This window comes from Bacillus sp. FSL L8-0099, assembly GCF_038006385.1.
GTDB classification, from domain to species: Bacteria; Bacillota; Bacilli; order Bacillales; family Bacillaceae_G; genus Bacillus_A; species Bacillus_A toyonensis.
Genome location: NZ_JBBOVC010000001.1, coordinates 1036919 through 1053384, shown reverse-complemented (window position 1 = coordinate 1053384; position 16466 = coordinate 1036919). Strand labels below are relative to the sequence as shown.

Sequence of the window (16466 nt, the reverse complement as noted above, 5' to 3'; positions counted from 1 at the left end):
TATAAGTACAATTATAAGCAGATTAATTTATCGTCTTAAACCCATTGTACTCATCCTTTTATTAATAATAATTATCAATAAATATCAAAAATAATAAACACCCCATCAAATGATGAATGTTTATTTATTACACAAATATGCTTTACGATCATTTTTAAATAATAAATAGTGCGCTGTATGAACTTTCCTCTCCAAATAATCAATTGAATACGTACCAGATGGATCTACTAAATCACCAATTGCTCCTGAAAGCTGGTCAATTACTTTCTGCAGTGTTTCTAAGTTTTTCTTCTCATTTTCAGCGTTCATTTCATCCATAATGTCACAAATAAGATATTGCACTCGCCGCAAACGTAATTCCTTCTGCTCCATGTATATCTCCTCCCTACTAGTCATATTACGGTTTAAATATATGGCGTCATAGCTTAACCAATGCAAAAAAATAGAGGCAACCAACTTCATAAAGCTGGTTGCCCCCCATTCTTACACTTGCATCGCTTTTTCTCTCAAAGCTCTTCTTAACAACTTACCCGTCGTATTCTTCGGCAATTCTGTTAAAAACTCTATGCTCATTGGCACTTTATATTTTGCTAAATGTAACGTGCAATAATGCATCAGCTCTTCTTCTGTTACGTTCGTTTGTTTCAGAACGACGAAAGCACGCACTGCTTCTCCTAAGTTTTCGTCTGGTACACCAATTACGACAACTTCAGCTACTGATTCGTGCGTATATAGTACCTCCTCTACTTCACGAGGGTAGACGTTATAACCACCAACTAGGACGATATCTTTTTTACGATCAACGATATAGAAGTAACCTTCTTCATCCATTTTCGCTAAGTCTCCTGTATATAGCCAGCCATCTTTTAATGTCGCAGCTGTATCTTCTGGTGCATTATAGTAACCCTTCATAACATTAGGTCCACGAACAATTAATTCACCGACTGCGCCGACTGGTACGTCTTCCCCAAGTTCATTCACAATTTTATTTTCTACATGCCAAATATTTGTGCCGATTGACCCTGGTTTACGCGGGCGATCTAACGGATTGAAACAAGTAACTGGTGATGCTTCTGATAAACCGTATCCTTCTGAAACAATTACGTCAAAACGTTTTTCAAAGTTTTGCAGAAGAGCAACAGGCATTGACGCACCACCTGAAATACAAAGGCGAAGCGTCTTCACATCTTCTGCGCTTGCTTCTTCAAATAAATATAAATAATTGTACATCGTCGGTACGCCAGCAAAGATCGTTGGTTCGTACGTACGACAAATACGGAATACTTCTTTCGGACTAAATTTCGGTAACATTAAAATCGTTGCCCCGTTCACAATCGGTGCATTTACCGCAACTGTTAAACAGAATACATGGAACATAGGCAGTGCCGCAACGACGCGATCATCGGCCGTATATTGTAAATACGACGCCACATCGCTTGCGTTACTATATAAATTTTTATTTGTTAACATAGCACCTTTTGGTTTTCCAGTTGTGCCTGAAGTGTAGAGGATAACCGCTACATCTTCTTCATCTAGTTCCGGACCTTCGTAAGTCGCATCTCCAGTTCCTATAAAACTAGTAAACGTTTTCATTTTTTCGGTTTCTATATGATTAAAATCTGATGAGGTTTCGCATATGATGATGTTCTCTAGTGAAGGAAGTCTTGTTGTAAGAGATTGTATAACAGGTAGAAGGACGTCGAGTACGATGATTGTTTTTACATCTCCATTTTGTAAAATATAATGCATTTCGTCTGCTGTATAAATTGGATTAACTGGTATAACAGTTGCCCCGGCTTTCATTGTTCCGTATAAACCGACTAAAAAATGTGGTGAATTCCCAACAACTAATGCGACATTGTCCCCTTTTCCAATGCCCATTTCTGCTAAATTGCTAGAAAACCTTGTGACCATTTTGTTTAATTGGTCATATGAGACCGACTGATCCATAAAAACATAAGCCGGTTTATCCCCCTTCTGTTTTGCCGTTTCAGCCAAAGATTGAACGAGATTCACACAAACCCCACCTTTATAAAATTTAGAATATTTAAAAATTCTAAATTAATTATATTAAAAGAAAATTAAAGTGGCAAGTAATATCCTATTAACTGCATATACACGGCGTACTTCCTATTGAATAACTTTGGAAAAATATAGTGATTTCACTTACCAGCAAATTATTAAACGAGGACAGAAATCATTTTAGGATAATATGCACCTATCTTTTCTCTAAGCTTTTCAAGTTCTTCTTTATTTAAACTTGTATGCTCTCCATACAAGTTTATCGCGTCCGCTCCATTTTCATGAAAGTACACTGTAACATATACTGTCGGTAACCCTGTATCGTTTTCATCTATAGACAAGACAACATCTGGTATTTTACCAACAGTACTAAACATTTCATTTCTTTTCCATTTCTTACTTTGAAACATAGTTTGTATATCATCTATCTTTCGTTTGTTATCCGTATGCGTATAATATATAACATTATCCTTCGCTGGTTTTCCAATAGATAAAGTTGTACGACTTGAGGAGGTTTCATCGTTACACGCTGTCATCCCGATGAGGAAGCTGAGCAATAATACAACGCACATTATTCTTTTCATTTTGATCCACCTCCTTTTATTATGTATATTCCTTTATAAGGGGCAGATGACTCGTGAGTGGTGTTTTGAGGAAGATATTTGTGATAAGTGAAATTATATTAGCCGCAACTCAAAACCAAAAGTGACAATCCACACAAAAAGAAAGAGGCTGCCCTTTATGACAGCCTCCCCCATTTTTAGAAGAATAAATGTAAGAAATCTTCTGTTGTAATATTACCGAAGTAGCGTGCGATATCTACGCCTTCTAAAGCTGCAGTGAATGCATCTTTATCGAACTGTACGCCTGTTAAGCGTTCTTCAATGTCATGAACATCTAGTGATCCGAAGAAGTCACCGTAAATTTTACATTCTGTTACTGTTCCTTTTTTCACTTCAAGACGAACGTCAACTTGTCCAACTGGGAAGCGGTGTGAATGTTGTAAGTTGAACTTCGGAGATTTTCCGTAGTTCCAATCCCAATTTTGGTAGCGCTCTTCAGAAAGTTTATGTATTTCTTTCCAATCCGCTTCTGTTAATTCGTACGTTGGAATTTCTGTTTCACCTTCGAAAATGGTTTCTAGAAGAAGTTGTCTAAACTCTTCTGTCGTCATTTTTTCGTTTAAGAACTCTGTAATATTCGCAACGCGGCTACGGATTGATTTAATTCCTTTTGATTGAATCTTATCCATTTTTACTTTTAATGCCGATACGACGTGATCGATTTCAGAGTCAAATAGTAACGTACCGTGACTGAACATACGACCTTTCGTTGAGAACTGCGCGTTACCTGAAATTTTTCTACCTTCAGCTAAAATGTCGTTACGACCACTTAGTTCTGCATTTACGCCTAATTTACCAAGCGCTTTCGTTACAGGCTCTGTGAATTTTTTGAAGTTGCTGAAACTGTCTCCATCATCTTTCGTAATAAAGCTGAAGTTTAAGTTTCCTAAATCATGATATACCGCGCCCCCGCCTGATAGACGACGAACGACATGAATACCTTTTTCTTTTACGTAATCTGCATTAATTTCTTCTACTGTGTTTTGGTTTTTACCAATGATAATGGAAGGTTCGTTAATGTAGAACAGTAAATATGTTTCGTTAATATCTAAATTCTTCACACAATATTCTTCAATCGCTAAGTTTATTCTAGGATCTGTAATCCCTTTATTATCAATAAATAACATCGTATCACCTCATGAATTCCATACGTAGCCACTATGAGCTAACGTAATATGGCCACTGAAAATTTGTTTTGCTTCTGTTACTAAATCAGATGGGTTTCCTATATGCGGTAAGTGCGTTAATAAAAGTTCTTTTACATTCGCATCTTTCGCAATACTTGCCACTTCTGTACTATTCATATGCCCTGCTTTTGCAGCCTCTTGGTGTGCATACATATTACACTCACAAATGAAAAGATCAGCATCTTTTGTGAATGGAATGAATTCAGAAATATAACTGGAATCAGCGCTATATACTACAGCGTTACTACCAGCTTTAATACGCATCGCAAAGCATGTAACAGGATGAACAGTTTTTAAGAATGAAATAGAAAACGGTCCAACTTGAAGTGTTTCTTCTGGGTTGTACGCGATTCCTTTCGTATGCGGTGCATGCGTTAAAGAATGGAATCCATTCTCGTCAAACGTATGACCGTATATTGGCAATTCCGGTAGTTGTCCCTTTGTCGCACTTGTAATTAATCTCGCATATTGCAATACCCCAATGTCTGCAACATGATCGTGGTGGTAATGCGAAAGTACAACTGCATCTATATGAGATGGTGTTATATATTTTTGAAGCTGTGCTAGTACACCACTACCACAGTCTACAAGTAAACGAAAACCATCGTGTTCAAACAAATACCCCGACGTTGCTTCTCCCGCTTCTGGAAAGCCGCCCCAAAAGCCGACAACAGTCATTTTCATATGTATCCATCCTTTCTAAAACCGAGTAGGAATGCAGTTTTTCTCCGTACTTGAGAAAGTTTTTTACTTACATCCTACATTGTTAACTATAATCCATTTCCTAAACTTTTTCATTAATTTTCAATTTGTTATAAAACAGTTGTTGACTTTTATTTTTTGTACTAATACAATGATAGTAAGAAATGGAAATGGAGGAATTGACATGATCGATCAACCAATGGAGTTTTTCAGAAATTTACCGACGAAAACTTGTGCGCACTGCGGGAAAGAAATTGATGAGCAGCACGAAGCATACCATAACAAATGTGATGACTGCGTTCACGAAGAGTAGTAGTTTGTGAACAGAAAAAAAACCTAGCAGACATAGTCTACTAGGCTAATAACATCGTATCCTTCATCGTTGAACCTTTCACCAAGAGCTCCAGTTCAAACTCATACAATTCTTTTTTACGATAATTTTTCGTATGGATTTTATCCATCATCAGGTCGACAACTTTTCGAGCCATTTCATCAATTGGCTGTTCAATTGTCGTAATACCTGGCTCAGTAATCTGCGATAAAATTTGATTATCAAAACCGATAACAGCGAGATCCTCTGGAATACTCCAGTTATGGCGCTTCGCCTCTGAGATAATTCCAGCTGCAACCTCGTCGCCTCCTGCCAAAATCGCGGTAGGATTTTTTTTGTCCTTTAATACTTCATGGAATATTCGCTTCCCATCATCCCAAGAGAAAGCGTTTTCAAGAAAATCAATCGCTTCTACTTGGCGGCTCTTCTCAGTTATTGCACGTAAAAAGCCCATTTTCCGCTGTTGGCTAACAACTTTGGTTTCGTTACCACGGCAAAAAATAAGATTACGATATCCTTGTTCTAATACATGATTGGCAGCTATGTATGCTCCTTGTGCATGATCAAATTTCACTGTTGGAACATTTGCTTCCTCAATATATTCATTACATAACACGATTGGACCGTGCTGTAAGTACGGCTCTACATCTTCCCATGGATTTTCTAGTGAACATAGAATAATCCCATCTACTTGTTTCGTAGATAATAATTGTAAATACTCCATCTCTTTTTCTGGTAAATATCTTGTTTGACAAATAATCAGTTTATATTTATGCTCAGAAGCAGCAATCTCGATTGCTTCAATAAATCTACTAAAAAAAGGATTTGTAATCCTTGGAACAAGCACCGCAATTGTTTCTGTTTTTTGTTTACGAAGCCTTCTCGCCGCAGAATTAGGAACGAAGCCTAAATGCTTCATTGCTAATTGAACCCTTTTTTTCTTCTCATCTGAAACATATGGATGATTATTGATCACCCTAGAAACCGTTGTCCTTGATAACCCCGCTAATTTCGCCACGTCCTCGATAGTCGACACGAAATTCTCCCCCTTTGCATGAAAACGTTTTCTTATCCTGATTATATAGTATATTATTGGAAACTGCAATATAGGTTGTTATGATTTTACTATATTAATATTATACATAGGGAAAAGTCTGTTAATAGTAGGGGAAAATGTATTACTTTTAGAAATTTACAGTGATCATATATATATAAATAAAGGATGATATTTCATGAATCGAACGGATCGTTTATTAGCGATATTAATTGAATTACAAAGAAAACAAACTGTTACAGCACAAAGTTTAGCTGGAAAATTTGAGACAAGTATAAGAACTATTTATCGAGATATGGATGCACTTAGTGAATCTGGTGTCCCAATTTTTGCAATGCCCGGCCACGGCTACTCATTAATGGATGGATATTTCTTACCACCCATTCAGCTTACCCCTGAAGAGGCTGTTACCCTTTTATTAGGCGGTGATTATATCGAGAAAACTTTCACTTCTTCTTTTTCTGCACATGCACAATCGGCAAAAGAGAAACTTGAGGTTATCCTCCCTACTGATCAAAAAAAGAAAGTTGAGGGGTTACGAGGTACTTTCCGTTTCCTTTCTCCTATATTTTCAAACCAGCAAGCCGAGCAAGAAAAACTAGAGAACCAACTTTTCTTGCTACAAGAAGCAATTCAAAACGAGCAAGCTATCTCTTTTTCTTATCGTAAGCCAAGAGAAACCACAAAAATAGAGCGGACTGTTCATCCTTACGGTTTAGTCAATATTTCAGGAATTTGGTACATCGTTGCTCATTGCTTACTTCGGAAACAAATACGTAATTTTCGTTTAGACCGTATGGATACATTACAGCAAAAACAAGAATTTTTTACAAAACCGAAAGACTTTTCTTTACAAGACTATCAACCTGAAAACAATCGTATTGTTACGATTCATTTATTGTTTCCATCTCATATTGCACATAAAATTATTGAATCCCGATACTTTTTTATAGATTCATACGAGCATAAAGATAATGGTTTCCATGTCTTTTTGAAATCAAGAAACATAGACGAAGTATTTCAGTGGGTATTAAGCTTTGGGAGCCAAGTGCAAGTACTTGAGCCAAAAATTCTTTCTGAGAAAATCCGTGATGAAGCAAAAAAAATGTTAAAACTTTAATTTTTATATTTCACTACTGACATAATGTTGTCAGCATTACTTCTTTATAGTAGGTAGTAACAAATACATTTTCATAAAAAGGAGTTAGTGATATGAAGAATTTTGAAGAGTTAGCAACGTACTACATAGAGGAATTAGAAAAATACTCTATAGAGCAATTTAGGATGAAGCCTTCTAGTGAGGAATGGTCTCTCGGTCAAATGTATAATCATCTAATTGCTTCCACATACATGCAATTAGATGCAATCACAAAATGTAAAGGCGAAACACCATCAGTAACTAACAAAAAAACGGATATGGGTGAAAAAGTATATAAACTTGGTGCTTTCCCAGACATACAAATTAAAGTACCAAATCATCCTGGATATACGCCAGAAAATCCAATTAACAAAGAAGAAGTACAAGAGCGTTTTCTGAAATTAATTACAGTTGTTAAAGACATTGAACCAACAATTACTTCTATTCGAAGTGCTTGTAAAGTCGAACACCCTGGGCTTGGTTACTTAAATGCGGCAGAATGGTTTCAGCTCATTTCTATGCATTTTGCACATCATCTTCGTCAGAAAGAAAGATTGGAAACAAAAGTTTTATAATTCTACTTCCCACATATCCTTACAGTTTAGATATTTCCTGCATAAATCCAGCCATGCTCGCTAATAAACTAGTGAAAACGAAAAGTGCAAGAATAAGAGGAATAAGTAATAACTAACTGTAAAGATGAAAAAAACACCTTCACAGGTGTTTTTTTCATCATAGAAATATCTTAAAATAGATATCTACTGTCATTTATTCAATTAAAAATCTTTGTTACATCATAACGCCATCATTTTTGAATGAATACCATTTTCCATTAATGAAATGTTTGCCCACTGCCATTGCACCATTGGATTGTAAATAGTACCATTTTCCATCTTTTTGTAACCAATTTGTTTTCATCGTTCCATCTTCATTCAAGTAGTACCATGTGCCATTCACTTGTACCCAACCAGTTGTCATTGGGCCATCATAAAAGTAATACCACTTGCCATTGTAGTTTAACCAACCTTCATGATTCGCTCCACTTTTCTCATCAAAGTAATACCAGTCACCATCCACTATTTTCCATCCAGTCACCATAGATCCATCTGGATTAAAATACCATGAAGTGCCCCCTTCAGCTAGTTTCCCTGTACGCATAGCACCACTGTCATCAAAAAAGTAGCGCTTTCCTCCTTCATCTAACCAACAGTCATTCCCACCATTTAATGAACTTTTCATCGTGCCATTTGAGTTCAGATAGTACCATTTCCCATTATTTTTTACCCAGCCTGTTTGCATTGTGCCGTTTGTATTCATGAAGTACCATTTTCCATTATCTTGTACCCAACCTGTTTGCATCTTACCACCTACAAAATAATACCAGCTTCCGTTATAGCTTAGCCAGTCATTATAACTAAGCCCCTTATCGTTAAAATAGTACCACTTATTATCAATTGAAGTCCAACCTATTGCCATTGATCCATCTTCGAGAAAATAATTGCCTGTATGATATTCCCCAATCCAAGCTTTCGTAAACATCTGCCCATTATCTGGATTTAAAAAATAAGTTTTCCCATTATATTCAAGCAATCCGTAATGTAGCTTTCCACCTTGATGTACATAATACCACTTTCCACCATACTGAATCCAACCTTCATTGGCATACATTGTACCGTCTGCTCCCAGTAAGTAACCCTCATATTGATATACAATATGACCTGTTTGCATTTTTCCATTACCATCAAAATAGTACCATTTTCCACCATCTTGTAACCAGCCTGTTTTCTTCATACCTTTTTGGTCATAGAAATACCATGTATCCCCTTCTTTTACCCAACCACTTTGCTGAATTGTCTGCTCTGTTTTTATAATAGTCTGTTTCACATTATCTTGTTTTTCAGCATGTGATACCGCCGGAACTATAACCATAGCAGACATTAAAACTGGTAAAATAACTTTCTTCATTTTCCATATCCCCCAAATAATGAATAATTTTTGTTTTTATTACCACAAACAGTATTATATTATGCTATTTAGATATAATCAATAGTTTCTGTAATATAATCGTAATATTTTTAAATAAAACGACACAAAAGTATAGTTAACGTCATTAAATTCACTTGTACGTTACAATATAGGTAATATTACACATCTATCAACTTAAAATATTACTTTTTCTAAAACGAAAAGGATGAGCCGAATTTTCAGTACTAACTGTAAAAACGTGAATTTTTCATTATGGGGTGATCTATTTTCTTAGGTTGATGAGTATTTGGCAAGCCCCCATAAATAAATGTTTTTGTGGGATTACATCTTCATAAAGAAAAGACACTCTTATAAGAGTGTCTTTTCCATAGTTTTTTAGCAAAAGCAAGCAGCTCCAACGATGATTAATAAAATAAACAATATAACTAATAAAGCAAATTCACCGCAACTACCACCAAAGCCCATAATAGTTCCTTCTTTAGATAAGAGAGGCAAACTAGGAATTACTCATTACATTTATAACTCCTCCCACTTCGTCCAAACTTCTCTCCCATTTATATGGTACATATTATCCTCTCGATCCATAAACCCATGCACGATAAATTCTCTTCTAATCGTACAAAAATCATCATGATATTGTTTTATGAACACATTTATTTCTTTCTCTGTATATTGATTTTCAACGTTTAACTTGCTAATCAAATGTTCTAATAACACTAACTTTTTCTTTTTTTGACCTGGAATCGATTTTAAACGATTCTCTTTATCGAAAAAGTTACGAATGTTCGTATCCCTAAATTTCATTTCGCTTTCGGTCATTTTGTTATCCTCCATCAGCTTTTAAATAGTGAAACTTTACTGTTTTTCTTTACCGTTTTTCTTTATTCTTTCACTTAAAAAATCAATAAAGTAATATCCACTAATTAAAATGTAATACGTTACAATCATTCCCAGTATATCCTTCATGCTCGTATGTTCTTTTTTGTGAAATAAAATCGGATATAGTGTATAAACCAAGAAGGTGATTAGTGGATATATTATAAAATAGAAGCGAGATTTTTGTTTCATCATATCAACTCCCCTATTCTAGTTTTCTCTGTAAATTGCTGTAAGTCCTTTTCTTTCGTTTAGACTGCAATTAGAAGTTAAAGATTATCCTTGTTCCAAAGAAAATACGGATGAACTGCAACTACAGCAAGATGTACAAGCCATTTAAGAATTGAAAAATCTTCTTAAAAAACCTGAATTAACGGAAGAAAAAAGAGCTCAATATTAATTTTCAATTATCGCTTTAACTCCTTATACACAATTGCATGAAACACTTCCCCTCTTGGACGAATCGGATATGTGGATACAAGAGAGAGCGGCTGAAATTCTAGGTTTCCATAGATACGTGCCAGCTAGCGAAAAACTAAATTGGGTTAAAGAGCACGGACAACATAACGGGAAAATGGCAGCTGAATTAGCATTAAAAAGAATAAAAATGGAATGAAAGAACGAAAAGAAAAATGCTCTAATAACAACAATCTTTATGAACAGATCCAATAAAAAGAGCCTGTATCGATAATCACTGAGTAATTATTGATACAGGCTTTTCATTCCAATGTTTCGTTATTATAAATATTTACCTACAAGGTGCTTTTTTTAAACTTCAATCGATTGATTTTCAACAACATTTTTAAATTGTCGTTTGTGCATCCAAGTTAAGGAAGCGATTGTTCCAAGTGATAATACGACGATAAAGATCATGAGTATTCCTATGTTTTGCCACATGAAGTTAAAGTCTCCGCTTGATACGACTGCTTTCAATCCTGATACAGAGTACGTCATCGGTAACCACGTATTAAATGGTTGTAAAAACTTCGGAATCAATTCTAGTGGGAATGTTCCAGCACTTGTTGTAAGCTGAATAATTAATGTGATGATGGCGATAAAACGCCCTGCATCACCGAATGCTGTTACTAAACATTGAATTAATGCGATAAATGCTAAACTTGTAACGATGCTAAATAATATAAAGTATGGAATACTTTGCACTTCTACACCTAATCCGAACAGTAATATGACATCTGCTACTATCGCTTGAATAATACCGACTGATAGTAAAACGCCGAACTTACTAATAAACCAGCTAAATCCTGATTTTGGAACGCCGACTGTATCGCGTAATGGGTATACGATAGATAATAGTAATGCCCCAACAAATAAACCGAGTGATAAGAAATACGGTGTAAATCCAGTTCCGTAGTTTGGAACTTCCGCTAGTTTCTCTGTCTTCACTTTTACAGGGTTTGCAAACATATCATACGTTTTATTCGTCCCTTTCACTTCACCAGTTTTCTCTGCCCCTTCGCCAAGTTTCTCAGCAAGTTCACCTGAACCATCGTTTACTTTGACGAGGCCATCTGTTACTTTTCCTGAGCCATCTGCTAGTTTATTTACGCCGTCGATTAGTTGGGTTGAGCCGGTTGACAATGTACTTAATCCTGTTGTCACTTGGTCAGAGCCATTTGCTAATTGATTTACTCCACCTGCCATTTGGTTTGCTCCTGCAGATAATGTATCTAAACCGCCTGTTACTTGGCTTGAGCCGTCTGCTAATTTCGTTACGCCTACAGATAATGTACCTAAACCGCCTGTTACTTGGCTTGAGCCATCTGCTAATTGATTTACTCCACCTGCCATTTGATTTGCTCCTGCAGATAATTGACCTAATCCAGCTGTCACTTTTCCTGATCCGCTTTGTAATTGCGTTACTCCATCAATTAATTGAACCGATCCATCTTTTAATTTATCAGCACCTATTTTTGCTTTATCTAATCCCTCACCAAATCCATGAAACTTACTAACAAATTCATTTTGTGCGTTCGTTAGTTTCTCAACACCACCTGCCAGAGTTTTCACCCCTGCTGGATTTGGTAATTTGTTTTGCAATCCATTTGTTTTTTGATGTATTTCGCCTGTTAATTGTTTTACTTCTTCATTTAATTTATTTGTTCCACCTGCTACTCCGGCAGCTTTTTGCTGAACTGTCACTGTACTTTTTACAGCAGTTGTTATGAATGGTTGTAACTGCTCTTGATACTCTTTCGGTAAACTTTCAATTTGCTTTTGTAAATTCGCTACCTCTTGCGCTGCATTTTTGGCATCTCCTGCTGTCGATTGTGTAAGTTCATTTAACTGATTTACATTCGCCCCAGCTCCATCTATTTTCTCATTTACTGTATTCAATATAGAAGGAACTTTCGACTGCATTTCCTCTAAGCCTGCAGCAGACTTTTGTACGTTACTATTTAAATCTTGCAATCCCTTTTGAATTTCTTGAGACCCTTTTTCTAATTGACTTTGCCCTTCAGCAAGTTTTCCCATACCATTTGATAGATCTGTTGTTCCTGTTTTTAATTCACCGGATTTACTTACTAATTTGTTCAAGCCACCGGTCACTTTCTCAGATCCATCATGCAATTCATCAATTCCTTTTTGCATTTCACCTGTTTTGCTATTTAACGTAATTAAACCGTCTGTTACTTTTCCAGATCCATCTACTAATTTTCCGATACCTGCATTGCTATTTAATACATGTAAACCATCTGTTACTTTTCCGGATCCATCTACTAATTTCCCGATACCTATTTGCATCTCACCTGTTTTGCCATTTAACGTATTTAAACCTACTGTTACTTTCCCAGATCCATCAAATAGTTTCCCTACTCCATCCTTCATCTCCCCAGACTTCCCTTGAAGCGTATGAAGGCCATCCGTCACTTTACTTGAACCATCATGCAGCTCATTTGATCCGTCATGTAGTTTATTTGCCCCTTCCGCCCCATCTGCTAATCCTTTTGAGACGTCTTGAATGGAATCAAACATTTTCTCTGCATATGTTTTCGTTAACGTACTTGCTACTTCACCTTTAATTTTTTCAATGGCTGTTCCACCAATTTGTGAAGATAAGAAGTTTAAGCTTTCGTTTGGAATGTATTCTAAGTTTAATGGTTTCGGATCATCTTTTAATAACGTTGTAGCGTTACTTGAGAAGTCATCAGGAATGCGTACTAACATGTAATATTTTCTGCCTTCCATTCCTTTTTTCGCTTCTTTTTCACTTACAAATTCCCATTTAAAACTTGTGTTATCTTTTAAATTATCAACGAGCCCTTTTCCGACCTCAATTGGTTTCCCATCAAATACTGCACCTTTATCTAAATTGACTACCGCAACTGGTAAATCATCTAACTGTTCATACGGATCCCAAAAGGCCCATAAAAACATACCTGCATATAAAATTGGTACGAATAATACCGCGATAATTGGAATTAATATTTTTTTACTTTTTATAATTTCAGTAAACTCTTTACGAAATAACTGATTCCATTTCATCATTTCTCCCCCTTTATCAAAATGACTAAAATGTTCATTTAGTCATATTCACCCAAACAAAAAGGCTATACTTATTCATACATATGCCTTATCCCCGAATTTATACTATGCAACTGTTCCTTACTATGAAGTGAATATTTATATTATCCCTCCTAAAATAAATATATGACTATTTTGTTCAATTGGTCATTTTTTATAATAATAAAAGGATTATCTTAGTTTGACAATCCTTTTAACAAATAAAGTTCAAATAATTCTGCAATTTTTTCTTTTTCTAGCGGTTCATGATTTTTTTCCCAATCAAAAATGAGCGATACGTATAGGCGAAGCATAATAAATGCTGTAATTTCTGGATCACATTTGCTAATTTCACCTTTTTCAATCGCAATCTTTAAATACGATTGAATGACAGAAACGATTTCCACATCTACTTGTTGCATCACTTCTTGTACTTCTTTCGTTCCCATATCGCGCTCTTCTTGAATTAACTTAATCATGAGCTGATGTTCTTTTCTAAATTCCAAGATGCTATATAATGCTTTATGTACATTTTCAAAAAATGAAACATCTGAACGAATTGCGTTTTCTGCAACTTGCTTCATTTCTGTAATTAAATTAGAAATAATTTCGCCAAATAGCTCTTCTTTATTTTTGAAAAAAGTATAAATCGTTCCTTTTCCTACATTCGCTAACTTCGCTACTTGATCCATCGTTGTTGCTTTATAACCGAACGCTGAAAAAGACTTTGTTGCAGCTTCAATAATAGAACGTTTTCGATCTATCGCCACATCGTCACCTCCAAAAATGACCAATTGGATAATATAGTCAATCAGTACATCTTTGATATTACCACACGCTTACATTCTATACAAGTTCTCTTTTTTATTATTTCCAGTATAAAAAAATTCCAGTCCATTCATATAATACTGTCATAGTGTATCAGATGGAAAGAGAAAAAGAAAAGGTGTTCTTAAGATGTATAGATAAACCTTACTTAACAACAACAAAATTCCTCTTTTTCAAATAATCAAATAAAAAAACAAGAAAATCTTTACAATTAATAGTAATATAGAAAATAGACAAGTTTATCAAAATAGTGGAGGCTTTTTCAGTCATGATGCGTGCGCTTCGTTTAAGTATAAAGCAAGCTTTTTGTAATCGTGTTTCTTTAATTATTATGTTTAGTGGATTAGCTCTTATCTCTATCTATCATTATTATTATGTAATTCGTTATATTGGAGACGGAACGGATGCGTTTGTAACAACGGCTTTTAAATGGATTGGATTTCGCGACAATGAAATGGATGTTTATTTATTATTAATGCCAGTTATTGCAAGTCTTCCCTTTAGTACAAGTTACAACTCAGATAAATCAGATGGTTTTAAGACATTTATAAGTAAAGAAATTTCGTTACTTCCTTATTCAGTAACGAAATATATCGTTACATTTTTTTGCGGAGGACTTCTTTATACGTTTCCATTTATCTTATCATTATTATTTTGCAAATTAACCATTCCAAACGGAGCACCCGCAGCGGGTTCAGGTATTATAAATGACAACGGGATGTTCGCAAACTTATATTACGGCTCCCCCATCACTTATATTATTGTATATATCGGAATTAATTTTTTATTTGCAGGGTTAATGGCTCTTTTAGGACTTGCTGCATCTGCATGGTCACAAAAGGACTATATGGCGATTCTGTTTCCATTTGCAGTTACCTCCATTCCTTACGTCCTGCTCAATACGATATTCCCTACAATAGGGGGAGCACCTATTCATTTATATGATCCAAAGCAACCGTTACAGGGCATGTCATCGTATATATTAACGATACAATGTGCCTTCTTCTTCTTCTTCAGCCTATGCATGTATATAAAAGGCGTACAGCGTGATAGAAAAAGGTACAAAAGAAGATTGCAAAGAAGGGATCGGTGTAGAAAAGCGTTTCAAGCATAAAAACCTAATTTCCTCATGTCTTCTTGGAAATTAGGTTTTTTATTCATTTACGGCGTACCAGCCAATCCCCATAAAATAACAACAGCTACAAAATAAATCGCTTTAATAGCTACTACTAAACATAATAAAATAATTGCATATTTACTCAATTCTCTTCTTGCACCTATTAAAGTAAAAATCACTGCCAAGCTAAATGTTATATATGACGTTGTTGTATTTATTAAGTTATACGTAATATCTAAATTTTGCGTAAATCCTGTTACCTCAGCTATAAACTGAAGCATGGCGATACTACTAAAAAAGATTGCGATTTGATTCATTAATTTTCCATTTAGTTGTACCTGCATCGTTGCCCCCCTTTTATAAACCTGAATATTCAATTAATTTTACCATGAATTTTACAAAAAAGAGTTTCTATATATAATCTTTTGCAATTAGTTACACTCTATTTTCCAAATAAAATGACCACCACCGCTACGGTTTGCTTAAGAAACCCTAAAATTCCCCACAGAAATCAAGCTCTAAATAGCTAGATGACCACCTCAAAATTCAGTGAATACAAGGAAGTCAGGTGGGAAATCAACTGCTCGTAAAAGCCCGATTGGTGAAGACTAATAATCGGAATAAAAATGCACCTCCAATTGTTAGACCGTGTCTAACAATTGGAGGTGCACTTCATAATAATAGGTTTTTCTATAAAAAAACGAACAATACTTTACGGTGTCCCTGCCAACATCCATAAAACTACAATAACAACTATATAAATTATTTGTATTCCTATCGCCGAACATAAAGAAATAATTGCATATTTACTTAATTCCTTTTTCATACCCAATATAGTAAAAATCACAGCTAAACCAAATGCTGTATAAGTGATGCTCTGCCTTATTGTACCTAAATAATGAATACCTAGTGATTGCGTAAGACCTGTTACATCAGCTACAAACTGAATCAATATAAAAACACTCAAAAAAATCGCTAGTTGATTCATTAATTTCCCATTTAGTTGGGCTACCATATATCTACACCTCCCTTTCCGCAAAACAGAATATTCTATTAATTATATCGTCAGATTACAAAAAA

Annotated in this window: 19 protein-coding genes and 1 pseudogene; 5 read left to right on the top strand and 15 right to left on the bottom strand. The window is 35.2% G+C overall.

The features are described 5' to 3' along the window. Positions 1 to 120: 120 nt before the first annotated feature. From MHH42_RS05455 to MHH42_RS05435, 5 genes are all read right to left on the bottom strand, one after another. Positions 121 to 372 (bottom strand): hypothetical protein, encoded by a 252-nt coding sequence (locus MHH42_RS05455; RefSeq protein WP_000435466.1) that lies wholly within the window; start codon positions 370 to 372, stop codon positions 121 to 123. A 111-nt stretch (positions 373 to 483) separates the two neighbouring features. Continuing rightward, positions 484 to 2016, bottom strand: a complete 1533-nt coding sequence (locus MHH42_RS05450) for a fatty acid--CoA ligase family protein (RefSeq protein ID WP_001055206.1) — start codon at positions 2014 to 2016, stop codon at positions 484 to 486. A gap of 164 nt (positions 2017 to 2180) precedes the next feature. Then, the gene (locus MHH42_RS05445; protein WP_000822232.1) at positions 2181 to 2606 is read right to left on the bottom strand and encodes a hypothetical protein; all 426 of its coding nucleotides are present in this window, start codon (positions 2604 to 2606) and stop codon (positions 2181 to 2183) included. A gap of 176 nt (positions 2607 to 2782) precedes the next feature. Then, positions 2783 to 3772, bottom strand: a complete 990-nt coding sequence (locus tag MHH42_RS05440; RefSeq protein ID WP_000897263.1) for a lipoate--protein ligase — start codon at positions 3770 to 3772, stop codon at positions 2783 to 2785. A gap of 9 nt (positions 3773 to 3781) precedes the next feature. Further along, entirely contained in the window at positions 3782 to 4516 is a 735-nt protein-coding gene (locus tag MHH42_RS05435; RefSeq protein WP_000784683.1) for an MBL fold metallo-hydrolase, read from the bottom strand. Positions 4517 to 4718: 202 nt separating this feature from the next. Between MHH42_RS05435 and yhfH the strand changes: the two genes are divergently transcribed. Then, positions 4719 to 4847 carry a protein YhfH gene (yhfH, locus tag MHH42_RS05430; RefSeq protein WP_000567010.1) on the top strand — a complete coding sequence of 43 codons (129 nt, stop codon included), beginning with the start codon at positions 4719 to 4721 and terminating at the stop codon, positions 4845 to 4847. 40 nt (positions 4848 to 4887) lie between these two features. On the opposite strand, the gene MHH42_RS05425 is transcribed toward yhfH, so the two are convergent. Beyond that, positions 4888 to 5901, bottom strand: a complete 1014-nt coding sequence (locus MHH42_RS05425) for a LacI family DNA-binding transcriptional regulator (protein WP_000103728.1) — start codon at positions 5899 to 5901, stop codon at positions 4888 to 4890. Positions 5902 to 6097: 196 nt separating this feature from the next. Between MHH42_RS05425 and MHH42_RS05420 the strand changes: the two genes are divergently transcribed. Continuing rightward, the gene (locus MHH42_RS05420; RefSeq protein ID WP_098162293.1) at positions 6098 to 7039 is read left to right on the top strand and encodes a helix-turn-helix transcriptional regulator; all 942 of its coding nucleotides are present in this window, start codon (positions 6098 to 6100) and stop codon (positions 7037 to 7039) included. A 92-nt stretch (positions 7040 to 7131) separates the two neighbouring features. Further along, positions 7132 to 7632 carry a DinB family protein gene (locus MHH42_RS05415; protein WP_000787585.1) on the top strand — a complete coding sequence of 167 codons (501 nt, stop codon included), beginning with the start codon at positions 7132 to 7134 and terminating at the stop codon, positions 7630 to 7632. A 19-nt stretch (positions 7633 to 7651) separates the two neighbouring features. On the opposite strand, the pseudogene MHH42_RS05410 reads toward MHH42_RS05415, so the two are convergent. From MHH42_RS05410 to MHH42_RS05390, 5 genes and pseudogenes are all read right to left on the bottom strand, one after another. Continuing rightward, a pseudogene (locus MHH42_RS05410) lies at positions 7652 to 7738 on the bottom strand (YIP1 family protein); the annotation flags it as partial. A gap of 108 nt (positions 7739 to 7846) precedes the next feature. Beyond that, on the bottom strand, positions 7847 to 9022 hold the full coding sequence (locus MHH42_RS05405; RefSeq protein ID WP_097837746.1) for a glucan-binding protein: 1176 nt from the start codon (positions 9020 to 9022) through the stop codon (positions 7847 to 7849). Between the two features lie 396 nt (positions 9023 to 9418). Then, positions 9419 to 9508: a YjcZ family sporulation protein gene (locus MHH42_RS05400; protein ID WP_000505668.1), complete on the bottom strand. Its 90-nt coding sequence runs from the start codon at positions 9506 to 9508 to the stop codon at positions 9419 to 9421. A 51-nt stretch (positions 9509 to 9559) separates the two neighbouring features. Further along, positions 9560 to 9862, bottom strand: coding sequence for a DUF2087 domain-containing protein (locus MHH42_RS05395; RefSeq protein WP_000140282.1), 303 nt, complete (start codon positions 9860 to 9862; stop codon positions 9560 to 9562). A 36-nt stretch (positions 9863 to 9898) separates the two neighbouring features. After that, positions 9899 to 10114, bottom strand: coding sequence for a hypothetical protein (locus tag MHH42_RS05390; protein ID WP_000977616.1), 216 nt, complete (start codon positions 10112 to 10114; stop codon positions 9899 to 9901). Between the two features lie 274 nt (positions 10115 to 10388). Between MHH42_RS05390 and MHH42_RS05385 the strand changes: the two genes are divergently transcribed. Then, positions 10389 to 10535, top strand: a complete 147-nt coding sequence (locus tag MHH42_RS05385) for a hypothetical protein (RefSeq protein ID WP_000264964.1) — start codon at positions 10389 to 10391, stop codon at positions 10533 to 10535. A gap of 152 nt (positions 10536 to 10687) precedes the next feature. Here MHH42_RS05385 and MHH42_RS05380 read toward each other — a convergent pair whose 3' ends face one another. Both MHH42_RS05380 and MHH42_RS05375 read right to left on the bottom strand, forming a co-directional pair. Continuing rightward, positions 10688 to 13423, bottom strand: a complete 2736-nt coding sequence (locus MHH42_RS05380) for a YhgE/Pip domain-containing protein (protein ID WP_340892967.1) — start codon at positions 13421 to 13423, stop codon at positions 10688 to 10690. A 215-nt stretch (positions 13424 to 13638) separates the two neighbouring features. Continuing rightward, the gene (locus MHH42_RS05375; protein WP_000963370.1) at positions 13639 to 14211 is read right to left on the bottom strand and encodes a TetR/AcrR family transcriptional regulator; all 573 of its coding nucleotides are present in this window, start codon (positions 14209 to 14211) and stop codon (positions 13639 to 13641) included. A gap of 326 nt (positions 14212 to 14537) precedes the next feature. Between MHH42_RS05375 and MHH42_RS05370 the strand changes: the two genes are divergently transcribed. Beyond that, on the top strand, positions 14538 to 15383 hold the full coding sequence (locus tag MHH42_RS05370) for a hypothetical protein (RefSeq protein WP_000984181.1): 846 nt from the start codon (positions 14538 to 14540) through the stop codon (positions 15381 to 15383). 47 nt (positions 15384 to 15430) lie between these two features. On the opposite strand, the gene MHH42_RS05365 is transcribed toward MHH42_RS05370, so the two are convergent. Both MHH42_RS05365 and MHH42_RS05360 read right to left on the bottom strand, forming a co-directional pair. After that, on the bottom strand, positions 15431 to 15730 hold the full coding sequence (locus MHH42_RS05365) for a hypothetical protein (RefSeq protein WP_001198065.1): 300 nt from the start codon (positions 15728 to 15730) through the stop codon (positions 15431 to 15433). A gap of 368 nt (positions 15731 to 16098) precedes the next feature. Next, the gene (locus MHH42_RS05360; protein ID WP_000226526.1) at positions 16099 to 16401 is read right to left on the bottom strand and encodes a hypothetical protein; all 303 of its coding nucleotides are present in this window, start codon (positions 16399 to 16401) and stop codon (positions 16099 to 16101) included. Positions 16402 to 16466 lie beyond the last annotated feature (65 nt).